Source organism: Rhodopirellula sp. JB055, from assembly GCF_043100905.1.
GTDB lineage: Bacteria > Planctomycetota > Planctomycetia > Pirellulales > Pirellulaceae > Rhodopirellula.
Map to the genome: position 1 here is coordinate 1 of NZ_JBICHO010000115.1, position 18,156 is coordinate 18,156.

Here is an 18,156-nt window from a genome sequence, read left to right on the forward strand (position 1 = left end):
CAGCATTTAAAATGCTGCACGACGTCTGCAGCAGGAGGGGTCGGAAAGCGAGCGTACAGCGAGATTTCCGGGGAAGGGCAATCCGCGCCGTTTTCCATGCTCGGCCGCCTCCCTCGCGTACGCCTGAACGGCGTCACTCGACGACCATCAACGCATTCACTTTCCCCAGCCGGCGACGCTGATCAGCATGTCGGTCAGGGCGCTGACGGGGGCGGAGGGTTCGGCGTAGCTCCACATGTTGCGGACCAAATCGGTCATCAACATTCCGCCCAAGCTCATCACGCTCAGAATCAGCAACAAGCCAACGGTTTGAAGCAACGTGAACGGAACTTCGTAACCGCCTCGAACGCCTGCTCCTGCAACTGCAACGGCTGCGTTTTCGTCGATCAAACCGGCGTCGTCGTCCATTGGATCGCCCAAGGCATCGACCTCGGCGACGTCATCATCCATTGCGAAACCACTGTCTCCGGCTTCGTCAAACGCGTCGACAGAATCCGCCGCGTCAAAGTCGACTTCTTCGACTGCCACCGCTTCGGAATCGACCACTTCAATCACTTGGGAAGCGCTCTCGTCGTTGCCCTCGAGCTGCATCCCCGAAGCCGACAACTGGAATTCATCATCCCCTTTAAAATCGATTCCTGATCCCATTTCGCTGGCGGGAACCAAGCCGCTGCCGCTTTGACCGCTCCCGGTTCCCGAACCTTCGTTCAGTTCCGCTCCCAGGTCCAAAGCCGAAATGCTGCTGCCAGCCAAATCCAATGGCTCACTTTCCAAAGACAAACCGCTGTCAGAAGGGCTCATCAAGTTGATGCCGCTGTCGCCGGCGATTGAAATGTCACTGCCTGCACCGCTGACAACCAGGTCATCGTCATCGTCCGCAATGATCAGGTCATCGTCGTCGGCCAAGGCATCATCGACTCCGGACGAGCCGCCTGATTCCACCGACATGAGGGAACTGCCCAGTAAATCGCCACTGCCGGAAAGCAATCCGCTTCCGCCTGCATCGCCAGCCAGCAAATCCAATTCGCTCAAGACATCGCTGCCGGCGTTGCTTTTGGATTCCACCGCCGAGGGGCTGCTGTCCATGTCCAAGTCGCCCATCAGCTCCAGGCTGCTGGCTTGGTCATCCGAGCCAATGTCGCCCAGGTCGAGTTCGCCGTCGCTGTCTTCGCCGCTCAATCCCGAAAGATCGGACTGAGCTTTGACGGGAGCATCGGGGGACGTTCCTTTGACGGGCTCCAACGTCAGATCGTCGGAATCGCTATTCAGTTCCAATGAGCTTCCCAGGTTGAACTCGTCGCTATCATCGCCGACTTGTGGTCCGGGCGTGGGCGATTCCAAGCTCAATTCTCCACTGTCATGGGACAGCGCCGAACCAGACAAATTCAATTCATCCAGGTCGATCTTCAAAGGTGCATCGCTATCGGCTTTCGCACCCGGAACAATGGTCACATCGCTGCCGTCGCCCGAATCGCTGGCAATCAAGTTGACATCGCTACCGCCGGTGAGTGAATCGACATCCAGATCCAAACCGCTGTCTTCACTGGCCGCGTTGTCGCCGCCGATCACGGAACCGATTTTGGATCCACCACCATCGGCAGCTAAGATTCCAGACCCCAGTCCGGACATGTTGGGAAGCTCGTCCTTCAGACGCTCGATCTCTGCCTCGGGGAACTTCCAGCTAGATCCATCGCGAAAACCCCGGACCTGACCTTGGCTGCGAAGATCAATCAGTTTGTCGGCGGGAATTCCGAGTTGTTTGGCGGCGTCTTCGAGAGACAAATAAGAGGCCATGGCAACGCTGAGATGAGGAAAGAGGGCGTCGAAAGGTGTCGTGTTGAGATAGCTTCCCTGCTGTCCCCATCTTAATGACCGTCGTGGCGGATCGCCAACAGAAACAGGCCGTTCAGATGCAGAATTGCCGCCTCAACGCGGTTTTGCGTTCCCATGCATTCGACGAATGTCGTTCGGCAAAGGAGCCGTCGCGTTGAGTTCCAATGAAAAATCGGCATCGATGGCGCGGCTGCTCACCAGCCGGATCTCCCCATCGGGACCCACATGATACACCGCCATCCACAGTTTTCCTGTGTTTACCAAACTAATTACTTGCGTTCCTGATTCATCCACATGGGAAAATCCGATTATTTCGCCTGAAGCCCCCACGTCTCGCCCCGGGCGAGCCTGAATGAGCGTGGGATTCCCCTCCAGCGGGCGAGCCCCTTCGACCACGGCGTCGGGTTGGCGGATCACCGGCGATTCCTGAGCGAAAACGTCGTCGGCTGAGTCCGAGGCCAACCCCAGCCCGATCAACACGCCGATTCCAACGCAAATCATCGAGGCAACCAGGTTCGTACGCACAGCGACTTCTCCAGAAAAAGGCAGAAATGGAAAGGATTTCCGAAGCATTGGGGGGCGTCCTCGCAGCTCGACGCCCACTCTAGAACAGCGACTTGGTTGCGGTCCAGATCGCTCGCTTGAGCCCCGGATCGACCTTTCTCGCAGAGGCCCAAACAACCTACCCTCTGCGTTTCACCACAAAGCGTTTTCAACCAGCGTTGCTGGCTCGATCTCACCGTCGCGAAAACCGAATGTTAAAAAATGCGGATTCGATGAAGTTCGCCGGTTGTAACGGTCGATCCTAGCGACGTGGCGTGTGCGATCGGCAGTGCCGTTCTGCGCCATGATTCGCCGTTCCGTCCGGAAGGAGTCCGATGAAGCCTCACGATTTCAACGTCAACGACACGCATTCTCCCGCGGACCATTGGGGAGAACCGGTGGAGCCTCAGGCGAAATGGAAGGCCGAAAAGCAGGCGACCAAGCAGGTTGGGGCGACACGTTCGCACACCGCAGCGGAAGCTTCCATCGACGAGCCTTCGATGATCTCGAAACTCGTGACCTCCGTCGGTCCGATCGGATTGGGGCTGGCACTTTCCGCGGTGTTTTACGGGGTCGTGTTCGGCGTCAATTGGGCTCCGCTGAATCGGTACTTCCTCGGTCACCCCGTCGCGATCGCCGCAGCCATCCTGTTCTGCGTCGCCGTCGCGATTCTCGCGGTTCGCGCCGTCCAGATCGCTCGCGACCGGCATCAACTGGAATTGCTGCGGGATGAAGACCTGCTGACTCATTCCAGTGGTGCTGAATCAGCATCGCCGGCCGAACGTTGGTTGCAAGCCCACGACGCCGGCGCGATCGCTCGCGTCTGGCGAAAATCGCTGCGGTCACTTCCTTCCGCCACCCAAAATTCGCTGCTGGTTCGTCGCCTGAACGAAGTCTTGGGACGCCAATCCCATCGCAGCGGGACCGGCGATCTGCCACAAGATTTGCGTGAGTTGTCGGAACGCGATGCGGATGCCGCTCACGATTCGTACGGTCTGATCCGAATCATTGTCTGGGCCATTCCTATGTTGGGATTTTTAGGCACGGTCATCGGGATCACGCAAACGCTTGGCGGTTTGGACTTCACCGATGGAACAGCCGCCGTCGATCGTTTGAAGAGCGGGTTGTACGTGGCCTTCGACACCACCGCACTTGGGTTGGTGCTGTCGGTGCTAGCGATCTTTTTGCAGTTCCCGGTCGAACGTTCGCAACAAACGCTCTTGGCAAATGTTGATCAACGCGTTCGCGATTTGGTTTCTGAAGCGTTGCCCAGCGATGATGCGGGCGACAACCAGACAGCGCTCGTCACCCAGTTGTGCGATGGCATTCGAGTCGCCGTCCAAGAGTCGCTGGCGACCCAGGCCAAACTCTGGCGGGAAACCATCGAAGAGGCCCAAGCCTCTTGGAGAACGCAGCACAACGAAGGATCGGAGCAATTCCGCAAATTGATGCAGGCGTCTTTGCAACCGGCACTGACCAGTCACGCGGATCGAATCGAAGCCACCGTGTCTCGACTGGACACCATCGGCAACGGGGTCAGCCAAACGTTGCTGGACCAAACCAAGGCCTGGAACGACGCGATGCACGCCACCACCGTGGAAGTGCAAACCCATCGACGCACGCTGATGACTCACACCGAAGCCATGACCGCGCTGGCTGCCCAGCAAAGCATGAACACGACCCAAGAAGCTCCGGTCGTCGAGTTGGATCCCGTGATGGGCGACGCGATGCGAACGTTGGCCCGCGCGGTCGATTCCTTGTCGCAACGTTTGCCCACCGCGAACGCGCCGAGCGGTCGCGATGATTCCACCAACAAAAGGCGTGCGGCATGAGTCGGCGACGCGCCTCGCTGTCTCCCTCGTTGTTCCCGTTCCTCGCGGTGCTCGTCTGCACACTGGGGACCTTGATTCTGTTGCTGGCTCTGGTGGCCGAAAAAGCTCAGGACACCTCGGTCCCACAAGTTGCTCAGCACTCCGATCCGGTTGCACCGACCACCGCTGAACCCATCGACGAGGAAAATCCGTCGACAGGGAACACCACCGATCCACAGGCAGACACCGACGCACCTCCGGCCATGACCGCGGCCTCGGCCCAACAACTGCTCGAAGAAGAACAATTTCGCGTCGAACAATTGGTTGCTCACCGTGAAAAGCAAACCGGCAAAGTCGAACGACGTCGCGATGAATTGACTCAACTGCAGACCGCGACGCGAAAACTTCGAGATCGCTTGAAACAACTCAGCGAAGAAGTCGACAACGCGATCACTCCCGAAGACGCCATCGAAGTCGACGAGCAAGCCATCGTGATGATGCGGGAAGAGATGGAAACGCTCCGCCGCGAAATCGAGGAACTCGAACAAGTCAAATCGGGTGACAAACCACGCGTCGTCATCGTCCCGCACCGAGGTCCCAATGGCACCGCTCGCCGACCGGTCTATGCCGAATGCGATGCAAACGGAGTCACGATTTGGCCCGAAGACACTCGCATCACCTACACACAGTTGCTGGCAGGGGTCCAATCCGGTTCGCCTCGCAGCAATCCGCTGGACGCGGCTCTTCGAGTCGTTCGCCAACATGCGATGCAAAACTATGGCGACACCGTTCCGCCCTACCCGCTGTTGATCGTCCGGCCTGATGGAATCGAAACCTTCGTCGCCGCACGTGCCGCAATGAAAGATTGGGACGATCAATACGGATACGAATTGGTGCCGGCCGAAGTCGACCTGGCGTTCCCACAAGCCGACCGCGTTTTGAAACCCAAAATTGAACTGGCAGTCCACGAAGCCGCGAATCGCAATCTCCACCAATACATCGGCGGCGCCGGCTCGGGTGGCAACGGCGGTGGACGCGGCAGTCTGAGCGGCGGATCCATCCTCGGCGGTGCTCCACAACCGTCGCCGGGTGGCCCATTCGCAAACGCCAACGGGTACAGCGCCAAACCAAGCAACGGGTCGGCTCCATCGAGCAGCAAAGTCACCGACAACACGTTCGCCGGGCAACCTGCAGGTTCCAACTCGCCACTCGGCGATCCAAGCGGAACGGCCATGCAAAAGCCTCGTAAACCGCTGCCGGTCTTGTCCGCCCGATCGCTCGATCGCCAGGCGAGAGCCAACGGATTTTTGGCTCCACGTGACGCTGGTCCTCCTCTGCCCGCAGGCGGTTTGGCGGAGCCGATTCCTGGTTCGAATCAGTCCAGCTTTGGCGCCGTCAATTCTCGGTCCGATGCCCTGAACGATTACTTGGCTCACAAAGACAATCCGCTGCTGGATGACGTGAACGGCAACACCAGTCATTCGCCGTCCGGCACGCAGGGTGCGTCAGGAAACCGAGGGTCCATGAACGATCCTTCGGACGATGGATCGGACGGTGAATCCGATGCGGACGAAACCGATCCCGACTTCCGTGGCTCCAGCTCGCCAGTCAATGGCGAACAGGTCGCTGGGATGCAACAGCCAAGCGGCGGCCAGTCTGCCTCCGCCTCTGTTTCGCAGTCGTCGGCTTCGCCTCCGTCGTCCAGTCAGGCTCCCGATTCGGCAAACCAACCACCGCCGAGCGTCAACATGCAGTCGCAACAACAAGCTTCCAACATGGTCCGCCGTGAAGGACGCGATTGGGCACTGCCACGTTCGATGGCTGGCATCAACGGCACGCAAGTCGTCCGTCCCATCGCGATGGTTTGTTACCACGACCGCTATGAGTTGGTACAAAACAATGACGTGGTCGCCACGTTCCCGTTTGAAAACGATTCCGTTTACAACGCGACGATGAAATTGGCCACCGCCGTTCGCGATCGAGTCGATGGATGGGGAGCCACGCTTCCCGGAGGCCGCTGGCAACCTCGGCTCGACGTGTTGGTGGCACCCCATGCCGATCAGCGGTTCCATGAATTGCAAACGTTGATGCACGACAGCGGTGTCGAAATCACGCGGAGGGTTCGATGAGTCGACGCAGACGCACGACACTGGAACTTGGCCACGATGCCTTCTTGGACATCGTCGCTAACCTCGTTGGCATTTTGATCATCTTGGTGGTGGTTCTAGGAACCCAGACTCAGCGGATCACGCGTGCGCTCACATCGCCCGACGAAATCGCTCAAAAGCCTGGTGAATTCGTTTCCCCGGAAGGCATGCCGCAACCGAAGCCCAAACTGGCAACCGACGCCCAGCTCTCACAGTTGGCGCAAGTCGCAATGCGGGCCGCTTCGGCGCAACGCGAATCGATGCGTTTGGAACACATGGTCCAGCGTTACGATGCCGAATTGAAATTGGCCAAACGGGAACGCGGCGCCTTGCTCGACCTGGTGACGCTGGCAGAAGAAGCCTGGGAAAAGAAGCAAAAGGAACTTGACCAAACCAAAGTCAAGGCCGCGAAACTTGGTCGCGAAATGCGTGAGGTGAGCGAGGAACTGGCAGCCTTGGCCGGCACCAAAGAACGACTCGAAAACCAAGAGTCACCCGTCGTCGCGGTGGAACACCTCCCGACGCCGATGGCCAAGACCGTCTTTGGCGACGAGATTCATTTGCGACTGAAGAACGATCGTGTGTCTGTCGTTCCAATCGAACCGCTTCTCAAAGCGATCAAAGATGACTTCGGTCGTGTCATCCGAGGCTCGCGAGACGGACGCTCGACCTCCGCCGTCGGCCCGATTCGCGGTTACGTTGCACACTACGCAATGGACAAATCCTCTGGGCGAGTCACTCAGGGCGGCAAGACTTCGATGGGGACTCGGGTGCAACTGGCTGGCATGGTCATTGAACCGCTCGAGGAACCGCATGGTCAGCCGATCGATCAAGTCCTCACGACCAGCCGATTGCTTGACGTTGAACTGGCAGGTCGCGATCCAGCCAAAACCACCATCACCGTTTGGGTTTACCCCGAGAGTTTCGCTGCGTTTCGAAGTTTGAAAGAACACCTGTATCGACGCGGATTCGCAACCGCGGCACGGCCCTTGCCGTCCGACCGAGCCATCACGGGCGGCCCCAGCGGTTCGCGTTCCCAGGCTCAGTGAGGCTGACGCAGTGAGGCTGAATCCCACGCAGCGGAGATGGTGCAGTATTTAACTGCTGTGTTGCCAAGCGTTTCTCATCACCTTCCCCCTGGGAGGGTCGCGCGAAGCGAGGGGAGGGTCGAGCATCGGAACCAGCGCGTCACCCTCCCCGGCCCGAAGCGGGCCGACCTTCCCAAAGGGAGGATAAAACAAAAGGGCACGACCGCTGCACGGGCGGGGTTCTCAAGGAGGTGTCGGCACAACACTTCCAAACGGCACACCCTGGTTAGCTGACGCTTTCCATGTCAACGAGCGTCTGCTTGACGATCTCAGCGGAGTGACGAAACGCCGCTTGTTCATCCTCCGATAACGTTGGTCGCAACACGCGAGTGATCCCTTCGCGGCCAATGACGGCTGGCAAAGAAAGGCAAACGTCTTTCACGCCGAGGTAACCATTGACGAGCACACTGACCGGCAGGGTGTGCCGCAGGTCATAAACGATGCTGTCAAGAATGGTGATCGTTGCCATCGCGATCCCGTACGACGTGTGCCCTTTCAAGCGAAACACTTCGTATCCCATCGCCTTGGTCTCTTCGAACATTCGCCGGGACGTGTCGCTGGGATAAAACCGTTCCCCGCCCGTCATCGCAACCGACGACGCCGCGAATTGGGAATCACCGTGTTCACCCAAGATGTACGCACGGATGTCCTCAGCGTGGATTTGCAACTCCGTCGACAACAATGCTCGATAGCGAATGCTGTCGACCAAGGTACCTGTGCCGATGACGCGGGTGGAATCAAATCCCGTCAACCGAATCGTCTCGTATGCCAGAGCATCGACGGGGTTGCTGACCATCACAATGATCGCGTTGGGACTGGCTTCGGCGAGCGGAGGCATCCACTCGCGAAGGATCGGCATGTTTTCCCGGCCCATTTCCAAACGCGTTTGACCGGGATAGCGAAAAGGCACCGAGGCCGTGAACACGATCACATCGGAATCCTTCGAATCCGCGATGTCACCGGCCCGGATCTTCATGTTGCTGTTGACCAACGCCGCGGCGTGCGTCAGATCCAACGCGTCCCCTTCCGCTTTTTCGCGTGATCGATTCAGCAACAACAGTTCGCTAGCCAAAGGATTGATGGTCAATCCAAATGCAATCGCGGACCCAACCCTTCCCGTGCCCACCAATGTGATCTTCATGCGATTCATCCTTTGCGTTGTCGAGTTCGCTTCATTCTAACGCCGCCAAGTGGCGTATCCGAACCAAGCCACCCGCAATCAGCAATGCCCCGCCCTTTGGGTCTGGTTCCAACGGAGCGAATCGCGGGATTTCTAACTTCATGCGGGGAAGAAGACTGACCTTGCGTGAAGAGAAGCCAAAAGAAACACGAAGTGCAAACGAAAAAAGACCAGCAACCCGAAGATTGCTGGCCCCTATCTGACTCACAGAAAACTGCGAGTGGTTTTCAATTCGACAATCTGTCGAAAGTCGCTATTCAGCAGCCACAGCCTGAAGCAACCGGTGCGGCCGAGCCACATCCGCTGCATCCGCCACAACCAGCTCCGCCGTTGCCAGCAGCCGCCCCGCATCCGCTCGAAACGGGAACTTCAACCGTTTGAGGAACCATGATCGTCTTGGTGACTTCGACTTCTTTTTGAACTTGGACTGGCACGCAAACGGTGTAGTCTTCGGTCTTTTCTTCTTCGACTTGGTCCATCACGGTGACGGTGTAAGGGACTTCTTCGGTGACGGTGTCACACTCGGTGACGGTGTACTCACGAGTCTTGGTTTCAGGAACCATGACGGTGACTTCACGAGTGCGAGCTTCGGTCGTCATGGTCGTTTGGGGGACCATGCGAGTGCGAGTCTCAGCAACCATCGTGCAAACTTCTTTCGAACGAGTGCGAGTTTCGCTGGTGTAGCTCGTGCGTTGTTCTTTGCGAACACGTTGCTCGGCACGGCACTTCGTGACTTGGTACTCTTGCGTGCGTTGTTCTTGACGGCAACGACGAACAGGAACCTGACGAGTGCGAACTTCGCGAGTCATGCGAGTCACGGGAACCATGCGAGTGCGAGTTTCGGTGCGGCACTTGGTGACGTTGACCATGCGAGTCTTGGTTTCGGTGCGATACTTGCAAACGGTCACAGGACGCGTGCGAGTTTCAGTCCGGCACTTGGTCACGGTGTAAGTGTAAGGCTCTTCCGAACGCTCGGTCACGTACTCGGTGTAAGGCACTTCTTCGGTCACCAAGTTTGGAACCCAAACGCGTTTGGTGATCGTTTGAGTGCATCCGCCACAAGCATTGCCACATCCGTTGCCGCATCCACATGCGTCGGAGCAACCGCCGCACGATCCGCATCCGCCACAGCTCGAACCACAACCGTTGCCGGCAGGAACTTCTTCGGTCACGCACTGGAAGCTACCCATGTCTTTGCAGACAGTGCGGGTCTTCGTCACTGGAACGCGTTTGCAAACGGTACGCGAAGCGGTCAAGGTTTCCGTGTAAGGAACTTGAACCGTGTAGGACTGCTCAACGGTTTCGGTGTAAGGAACGCGAACGGTGTAGGTTTGTTCGACTTGCTCGGTGTAAGGCACACGAACGGTGTAGGTACGCTCGACGTTTTCCGTCACAGGAACGCAAACCGAGTAGCTCTTTTCAACCATTTCGGTGTAAGGAACGTTCACGGTGTACGTGCGAGTCTTGGTTTCGGTGTAAGGGACCTGAACCGTGTAAGGCACGTCGACTTCGGTCGTGACAGGAACTTGAACCGTGTAAGTTTCTTCGACGGTGCTCTTCTTTGGCACCATCACGGTGTAAGTCTGCTCGACTTCGGTCGTGACAGGAACTTGAACGCTGTATTCTTCGGTCTTGGTCGATGGGACCATGACGGTGTATTCCTCAGTCTTCACGACTTGGCGAGGAACTTGCTTGGTCACCGTACGAGTGCGAGTTTCAGTGCGAGGCACCGACTTCACAACGGTGTATTTGCGTTGACGCGTTTCTTGCTTCATTTCCGTCACAGTGACCATCTGCTTTTCGGTGACCTGTTGAGGCACCATGATGGTTTGAGTCGTCATGGCAGGGCCACAACCTTCGGCAACAGCCGCGGGAGCCGCTGCAGCTTCAGCAACAGGAGCACCTTCAGCAGGCGATGCGGAAACAACGGCACCACAACCACCACAGGCGGGTGCGGGGACAGGTGCGCCACAACATTGAGCGTTGGCGGTCGTGCCGTATGCCATTGCAGTCAATGCAATCGCGAACGAGTAGAACAACTTCTTCACAGGGATACCTCAAGGGATTCGAAAAGAGCGATGGCCATGGCGGACATGAACCCATCAGCATGGACTGTTGGTTTCGCCGGAGCCCGAGTCGAACTCCACGTCGCAACTTATATAACTCGCACTCGGGGGGATCGAAATTGATTCCGATCAGGTAATTCGAATCAAGTCTGGAAAGCCCACCGGTCGCGTCATCCGTAACGATTGTGAGGATTCTGTTGGGATGGAAGGTGATCATTCCGGTGTACAGGCAACGAAAAACCCCGCCAGTAGAACTGACGGGGTTTTCGGTGGTTCAAGTTTTCGAATCAAACTCAGCTGTTGCCGAGGATCATGTCGATCGCATCACGGAATCGGGGGTATTCCCCCTCGACCAGATCGTCCAGATCGTCTTCGAAGTCAAAGTCATTGACTCCACCAAGCAATTGGACTGACGTTCCGTTCGCGTTGACTCGGAGATGATCGCCGTCAACTTTTGCGGTTCGAACGTCGCCGTCTTCTTCGATGATGGTCAACAAAGCCGCATCGTTGGTGCGATTCATCGCCAGTTCAGCGTACTCAACCCCTTCGAAGCCACTTCCGGCCAAGAACATCGATTGAGCACCACTGCTATCGAACTGAATGAATCCACCTTCGCCGTCTTCGACTCCATCGGGAACATCGGTGCTGCCGTTGGTGTTGGTCGACAGAATCGAACTGTTGCCTTGTCCGGCATCACCCAAACTTGCGAAGGCGAATGTTCCGACCGGCGAGGCACCACCATCCGAATCGATTTCAATCGGAATGATTCCGTCAATCGCTTCGCCGGCGGCAACTGCATTGTTGGGCAGGTCGTAAATCACTTGGTAGCTGCCCGGTGCGATGTCCTCGAACGTGTACTCACCGTCCAGGTTTGTCAGCACAACCATGTCAATGTCTTCGCCCAACTCATTGTCGCTGGCAGGTGACACCAAGCGGACTGCGACACCACCCAAGGCGGTTTCACCAGAATCGCGAACACCATTGCGGATTGGATCAGCACCGTGGTCGATCACATCCCGAATGTTGGTGATCGCATCAACGAACAATTGTCCCGAGACAACCGATGGGCTGAAATCATTGACGGTGACTTCGACTGTCGCCGTGTCTGTCGACTGACCATCGCTCAGTTGATAGGTGATCGTTACCGTACCGACAAAGTCCGTGTCCGGAGTGAAGACCAATTCGTTGTCGGCGTTGACGGTGACTGTTCCATCAGCAGGCTGAGTTGGAACCGTCACGGTTGCGGTTTGATTCTCATTGTCTGGACCGAGCGAGTCGTTCGACAACACGTCGATGGTCACCGCACGGTTGCGGACCGTGGTCGCAGTGTCGTTGCTGGCAACTGGATCGTCGTTGACGCCTGCCACCGAGATGCTGATCGTTCCAGTGTCGGTCGCCCCCATGGAATTGGTGACCGTGTAAACCAGCGAATCACTTCCGAAGAAGTCCGCGTCTGGCGTGTAGGACAAGGTCGAGTTGGTCAGGTCGCCCGACGTGCCGCTGACACTCGCACTGCCGTTGGTAGCAGGAGTGCTGATCGAGATCGTCGCGGTGTCACCAGCGTCCAAGTTGACCAATGTCGACAAATCCAAGGTGACCGTTCCGGCATCTTCAGTGGCCGACAACGAACCGTTGTTGGCGACCGGAGGCGAAATCACATCGGTGACGGTGATGCTCACCGTCGCTGTCGTCGTCAAGTCGCCGTCGGTGACTTGGTAAGTGAACGAGTCAGGGCCGTTGTAGTCGGCATTGGGCGTGTAACGGATAACGCCGTCGCCCAGGGCAGTTGCCGATCCATTGCTAGGATTGCTTGCCACCGTGATGACCAAACCGGTGCTGTCGACGTCCGCAACATCACCGCTCAAATCAATGTCGATGCTGTTGTCTTCCAAGACCGTCACGCTGCGATCACTCGCGGTCGGTGCATCGTTGACGGGTGTCACGTTGATCGTGATGGTTCCGTCATCGGACAACTGCGAACCCTGCGTGCTGGTCGCACGGTAAACGATTGTCGCGGTGCCGTTCGCATTCAAAACAGGAGTGAACGTCAACGTCCCGTTGGCTGCCACAGCGGAGGTGCCGATCGCGTCGGTGCCGCTGACCTTGCTGAACGTGACCGTGTCGCTGCCTTCCAACGTCACCAAACTGTTCAGGTCGATGGTCAAGGTGCCGGAGTCTTCCAGAACCGTATCCGAGTCATCGGCTGCGACGGGAGCGTCCAAGACATCTTGAATGTCGATGTTCACAACGGCAGTTGCGGTACCACCCTGTCCGTCACTGATGGTGTAGGTGAACGAGTCATCTCCATCGGCCGCCGAACCGGTCGAGGTGTAGCTGATTCGAGTTCCGCCGTTCGTGATCGTTGCCGTGCCGAAATTGGGGGTGCCCACCGAAGTGATCGTCAACACACCGCTTTCGCCCGGTCCGTCGAAGTCATTGGCCAAAACGTCCAAGGTGACCGTCGCTCCTTCGTTGACGGCGAAGTCATCGTTGGTGGCGGTCAAATCCGTGTTGTCAGCGGTGATGTTCACCGTGATGACACCCGTGTCACTGCCGATGTCGTTGCTGGCGGTGTAGGTGATCGTGGTCGTGCCAAAATCGTCTTGAGCAGGCGTGAAGAAGATTTGGTCATCGTCGATTCGGACGCTGCCGTTGCCCGTCGAGATGACGGCACTGTCGAGCGTGATGGTGCTGCCACCGGTGTTGATGGTGATCAGATTGTCGGCACTGAGGTCAGCGACCAAGACTTCGCTGGTCGTTCCGCCACCATTGTCTTCGTCAATCGTGACGCTCTTGTCGGCTGCGTTGATTCCGACCTGACTGTTCGTGACCGTGACCACAACGTTCGCAGTTGCGGTCAATCCGCCATCTGCAACGGTGTAGGAAAAGGAATCGGTCCCAGAGTAACCGGCCGCCGCGGTGTAGCTGATCTCACCGTTGGAGATGATTGCGGTTCCGCCGTTGACCGTGGTGATCGTGGTCGCAGGATCTTGCAACACCAAGTCGGCGATGTCCTCACCTGGTCCAGCCGAATCATTTGCCAAGACGTCGATCAGAACCGACTCACCCTGTTCCACGGTGGCGGTGTCGTCGGCCAAGACAGGTGCGTCGTTCACACCTGTGATCGTGACTGCGATGGTGCCGGTGACCGTGTCGGTTCCGTCGGTGGCCGTGTAAACCAATTGATCGCCGGTTCCGAAAGCGTCGGCATCAGGCGTGTAGGTGACGACTCCGTTTGTGAGATCAAAATCACCCAAGTTTTCGGTCTCGGACGAGATCGCATAGGTCGTTCCAGCAGGATTGCCCGAATTCAATGTCGCCAGATCAATCGTCGTGGCTGGATCGTCTTCGGTCAGGCTGAGCGTGCTGTTTGAGGCCGTCAGACCTGACGCCGAACCGGTCACATTCAGAATGAATCGCGAAGACGCGTCCAACTGAATCATGTCGTCTGGCACACTTTCCTTGCCAACTTCGGTTCCGTAGATCAGAACCTTGTCGCCTTCATCGGGCACGTCCAAGCTGACCGCCAATCCCGTCGTGGGTGCGACCGCACGGACGGGAATGCTGAAGACGTCGTAGGCGAGAGATGGATCGAAATCGGATCCCAATTCATCCGGAATGTTGTTCGTTGGGCCGAGAGCACCAATTTCGTCGAACAAATCGACCGGCCCATCACCCAAGTCTTGATTCAGCTCGAAAGAACCGAAGACACGGTTTTTACCGTAGATTTGGGTGTTGTCTGCATTTCGGCTGTTCAGTTCCAACGCAGCCAAAATGGGGGCACTGTTGAATGAGCCGTCAGCGTTTTTGACATCAACCTGATCGTAATTGACTGGCCCTGCCGATCCAGACAACAGCACGCTGACCTGCAGTTGAGGAACATCAACGTTGATCAGATCCGCTCCGCTGTAAGTGATGTCCAACGTGAACGAACCGCCACCGCTGGGTCCGCCACCGCTGGAATCGGTGCTCGCATTGATGGTGATGTCGTCGACCGAATCAACCAAAGGACTCAATTCGACAATCACTTCCGCCAGATTGGCCTCGGTCGCCGCATTGCTAGCGCCTAAGAAATCGAGCAAGTTCTTGGTGGTCGTTGTCCCGGCATCATCCGCAAAGGAGAAGGTGACCGTGTCACTCGCACCCGCATCAGTGAAAATGGTGTTGTCGAAGACGATCTGCTGCAGCTCACCGACGGCTGGCTCCAGAACGCCCGATTGATCAGCGATGATGTCAGTCACGGCACGAAAAACACCGGTTTCCATCCGCGAGCGAAGGTCTTTGACACCAACTTCCAGTTTGAAGACTTCATTGACATCGACGTTGTAGGTCAATTCCACGTTGTCGTCGGGCAGCACATCGGTTGCTCCCGTTGTGTTGTCAACCAGCGTGTCATCCAGGTTACGAGCCGCTAACACGAACTCGACCAATGGCATGTCCGCTTCGCCTTCGCCGCGATTCAGAGCGTTGATCACGCTCAAGGCGTCCAAGGCCGTCACGCGATTGTCACCGGTCACATCGACAAAACCAGTGAATTCATCGTCTTCGGTCAGGGCCTCGCCTTCGCCGCGACTGTTGAGGTGATTGATCACCATCAAAGCGTCAAGAGCGGTAACGTACTTGTTGTTGTCGACGTCGTAAGCACGCCAATAGTTGTGAGCGACCGCGTAAGTGCTTTCGGCTTCTGGAGCCGAATCTGCCATCGAGGGGACGTCACCGGCCAGCAATTGTCGAGTTTCCAGCGATTCACTCAGCAGTCGACGCTTGTTGGAACGATTAGCACGCGACCGGTCTTCGCTTCGCTTTCGTGATGACGACGGGCTCACGCTGCGAAGCAGTTGACGCAGATTTTTCATCTGTTTTCTCGGCAATTCGAATGGTTGGGCTGGGTCGATGTGATGGTTCTTCGCGATCCTCGAAATGCCCCGATATCGACGGGCAAGTCAACGATCCGCGCAAAGTTAGAACGGGTTCCCTCAAACCGCTTCCACGGTCGGGACCGCCAGCGTAATCCAAAAACTTTGGGCGGGTGCGAAAATTTGAATAGCGGGTCCATCTTACCTAGCCCACCGTCTTTATCAATCTTTGCTTCGGTGCAGCGATCAAAAACGTGGGGCTGGTCGCGGTTGGACGGATTATGCGGCCAAATAGTTCCGATTTGACTCATCAAAAAATCAAAAATTGACGACACGCGGCTCGATCCCCCCCATCCCCTCCATCCTTCCAGGCTGCGCGGCCTGTGCGTGTCATAGCACCTGGCATGAATCATCCCTCTCTTCGGACGGTTCAAGCGACGCGAAAACCCAGCATTCGCAACAGCACAATCCGCCTTGCTTGCAACTGTCCCCGGTCGGATTGGACGTCGCGGAAACTCGCCTTCACCGAAACCGACAACATTCTGTGACCTACCCTTCAAAAACTCACCTCAATACCAGCCATCCGCACCCGACCTGTCTGATGTCAGAACGTTCCACTTCGCTACCGACACCTCGCGCGACGGATTCCGATGCATTGGAACTGCCGACACCGGCGATCCAGCCCTGTGAAGAACGATTGGCGCTGTCGGCTTCCTTGATGGGGGCCTGGTTGGCGGATTGGGCAGACCCAACGCAGGCCTTGCCGTCTTGCGAAGCTCATGAGTTGGTCGCGCCCACGGCGGATGCTCCGTCAGCGACCGAGATCCCCATCGCGGCGGCGATTCTTCCCACCCCCGAAGTCGCATCCAACGATTTCCCGGTCGATGGTCCCGCGATCCCCGACCTGGCCGGGAATGCTCAGAGCAGCGATCCAGGCAACCTGAACCCAGGATTCGATTCCGGACCGGATTTTGACGCCCTCATCGAAGGACAGTCCTCCAGTTCCCTGATCGAGCAAGCTGAAACTCTTCGCGAGGAGGGCGGCCTGCTCAACGATGACTCATCGGGCAGCGACTTGGATGGCAGCGGACAAACCATCGCGGTCATCGACAGCGGAATCGCTTACGACCATGTCGCACTGGGGGGCGGCTATGGCCCCGGCTACCGCGTGGTTGGTGGATATGACTTTGCTGAGAACGACAACGACCCATACGACGATGCTCCGGCCGGGTATCACGGTTCCCACGTCGCAGGTCTGATCGGAGGAGACGGCTACCTGGATTCCGGTGAAACCTTCCAAGGACTCGCACCCGAATCCGACCTGGTTGCCCTGCGAGTCTTTGATGATTCGGGCAATGGCAACTTGCAGTGGATCGAGTCGGCCTTGCAATGGGTGATCGAAAACCAAGACACGTTCGAAAACCCAATCACCACCGTCAACATGTCGCTCGGCACGATGCTCACCGACGACAATCGATTCGACGCGATGGCGATGCTGGAAGACGAGCTCCAGACGCTTTACGAAAATGACATCATGGTTTTCGCCGCGGCAGGCAATTCGTTTGCCACGATGGACCATGACGCGGCCGATGATTTGATGTATCCCGCGTCCAGCCAATACGTCGTTGGCGTTGGATCGGTTGATGCGAGCGATGTGCTCAGCAGTTTTTCACAACGAGAAGATGGCATCCTGACAACCGGCGGCGAAGCGGTTCTGAGCAGCATCCCTGAACATGTTTATGGCGCAGATGGGTTCGTCAACGACTACACGTTGCTGAGTGGCACCAGCATGGCCAGCCCACAAATCGCCGGTGCGTCGGTCTTGGTTCGCCAAGCCATGACGGACGCGGGTTTGTCGCCCACCGTCGATTCGATTCTTGCTCGATTGCAAAACACCGCCGATCAACACACCGACCCAGTGACCGGCATCCAATACCAAACGCTGAACCTGGAAGCCGCCCTCGCGTTCTCGGTCTCTGAATCCACGCCGCCACCAGCAGAGCCAACCCCCGAACCGACGCCGACGCCGGAACCCAATCCGACGCCGGAACCCAATCCAACGCCGGAACCCAGCACACCGACGAATTCACTGCTCAGCGGATACGCGGGCACGTCAGAATCCGATGAAGTCGTCCTGGACCTGCGAAGTCTGCTCTCAACCACCAACGGCGTCAGCGGCGAAACCTTGCTATCCGATGCGAGTGGCAGCTACACGCTCGACACGACCGAAACCATCATCATTGACGGGGATGCCGGCGGCGACGTCCTTCGCATCATGGGATCCGCCGAAGCCGAGACGTTGCTCCTCCGTCCGCCAACCAATGAAGACGGGGTCAGCCGCTTGACTTTCTTGGGCGGCGTCATCGAAATCCGTGGCTTTGAAAACATCACCTTCGTTGGTGGCGGCGGACTCGACCTCGCAACGATGTACGACAGCACCGGCGACGACGTGCTCACCGCGTCCAGCCAAACCGCTCGCATGTCGGGCGTTGGCTTTGAGTTCCGCGTCGACAACGTTCCCAAACTTTTCGCTCACGCGACGGCCGGTGGCAATGACTCGGCTCACTTGAATGACTCCGCCGGCGACGATCGCTTGGTCATTCGGCCGCAATTCAGTTCCCTTCGCAACGAC

9 protein-coding genes are annotated in these 18,156 nt (G+C 57.4%); 4 read left to right on the forward strand and 5 right to left on the reverse strand.

The features are described 5' to 3' along the window. Positions 1–156 precede the first annotated feature (156 nt). Together ACF8AM_RS04675 and ACF8AM_RS04680 are read right to left on the reverse strand one after the other, a co-directional pair. On the reverse strand, positions 157–1,794 hold the full coding sequence (locus ACF8AM_RS04675) for a helix-turn-helix domain-containing protein (protein WP_392554514.1): 1,638 nt from the start codon (positions 1,792–1,794) through the stop codon (positions 157–159). A gap of 132 nt (positions 1,795–1,926) precedes the next feature. After that, positions 1,927–2,358, reverse strand: coding sequence for a hypothetical protein (locus tag ACF8AM_RS04680; RefSeq protein WP_392554515.1), 432 nt, complete (start codon positions 2,356–2,358; stop codon positions 1,927–1,929). A 353-nt stretch (positions 2,359–2,711) separates the two neighbouring features. On the opposite strand from ACF8AM_RS04680, the gene ACF8AM_RS04685 reads away from it, so the two are divergent. Genes ACF8AM_RS04685 through ACF8AM_RS04695 form a run of 3 tightly spaced genes read left to right on the forward strand, consistent with a single transcriptional unit; the run spans position 2,712 to position 7,383 of the window. Further along, positions 2,712–4,208: a MotA/TolQ/ExbB proton channel family protein gene (locus ACF8AM_RS04685; protein ID WP_392554516.1), complete on the forward strand. Its 1,497-nt coding sequence runs from the start codon at positions 2,712–2,714 to the stop codon at positions 4,206–4,208. Further along, the gene (locus ACF8AM_RS04690; RefSeq protein ID WP_392554517.1) at positions 4,205–6,316 is read left to right on the forward strand and encodes a hypothetical protein; all 2,112 of its coding nucleotides are present in this window, start codon (positions 4,205–4,207) and stop codon (positions 6,314–6,316) included. Before ACF8AM_RS04685 ends, ACF8AM_RS04690 begins: the two co-directional genes overlap by 4 nt. Further along, positions 6,313–7,383 (forward strand): hypothetical protein, encoded by a 1,071-nt coding sequence (locus tag ACF8AM_RS04695; protein ID WP_392554518.1) that lies wholly within the window; start codon positions 6,313–6,315, stop codon positions 7,381–7,383. Before ACF8AM_RS04690 ends, ACF8AM_RS04695 begins: the two co-directional genes overlap by 4 nt. A gap of 265 nt (positions 7,384–7,648) precedes the next feature. Here the strand turns inward: ACF8AM_RS04695 and ACF8AM_RS04700 are convergent, their stop codons facing one another. The 3 genes from ACF8AM_RS04700 to ACF8AM_RS04710 form a co-directional block, all read right to left on the reverse strand. Beyond that, positions 7,649–8,563 carry a lactate/malate dehydrogenase family protein gene (locus ACF8AM_RS04700; RefSeq protein WP_392554519.1) on the reverse strand — a complete coding sequence of 305 codons (915 nt, stop codon included), beginning with the start codon at positions 8,561–8,563 and terminating at the stop codon, positions 7,649–7,651. Positions 8,564–8,859: 296 nt separating this feature from the next. Further along, entirely contained in the window at positions 8,860–10,650 is a 1,791-nt protein-coding gene (locus tag ACF8AM_RS04705) for a hypothetical protein (RefSeq protein ID WP_392554520.1), read from the reverse strand. A gap of 311 nt (positions 10,651–10,961) precedes the next feature. Next, positions 10,962–15,524, reverse strand: coding sequence for an Ig-like domain-containing protein (locus ACF8AM_RS04710; protein WP_392554521.1), 4,563 nt, complete (start codon positions 15,522–15,524; stop codon positions 10,962–10,964). Positions 15,525–16,125: 601 nt separating this feature from the next. Here ACF8AM_RS04710 and ACF8AM_RS04715 point away from each other — a divergent pair. Further along, on the forward strand, positions 16,126–18,156 hold a 2,031-nt coding region (locus tag ACF8AM_RS04715; protein WP_392554522.1), incomplete at its 3' end, for a S8 family serine peptidase.

Bases quoted from the DNA above. Each gene is read 5' to 3' on its own strand.
- ACF8AM_RS04675 (WP_392554514.1), bottom strand. From the start codon at position 1,794: ATGGCCTCTTATTTGTCTCTCGAAGACGCCGCCAAACAACTCGGAATT.
- ACF8AM_RS04685 (WP_392554516.1), top strand. From the start codon at position 2,712: ATGAAGCCTCACGATTTCAACGTCAACGACACGCATTCTCCCGCGGAC.
- ACF8AM_RS04690 (WP_392554517.1), top strand. From the start codon at position 4,205: ATGAGTCGGCGACGCGCCTCGCTGTCTCCCTCGTTGTTCCCGTTCCTC.
- ACF8AM_RS04695 (WP_392554518.1), top strand. From the start codon at position 6,313: ATGAGTCGACGCAGACGCACGACACTGGAACTTGGCCACGATGCCTTC.
- ACF8AM_RS04700 (WP_392554519.1), bottom strand. From the start codon at position 8,563: ATGAAGATCACATTGGTGGGCACGGGAAGGGTTGGGTCCGCGATTGCA.
- ACF8AM_RS04710 (WP_392554521.1), bottom strand. From the start codon at position 15,524: ATGAAAAATCTGCGTCAACTGCTTCGCAGCGTGAGCCCGTCGTCATCA.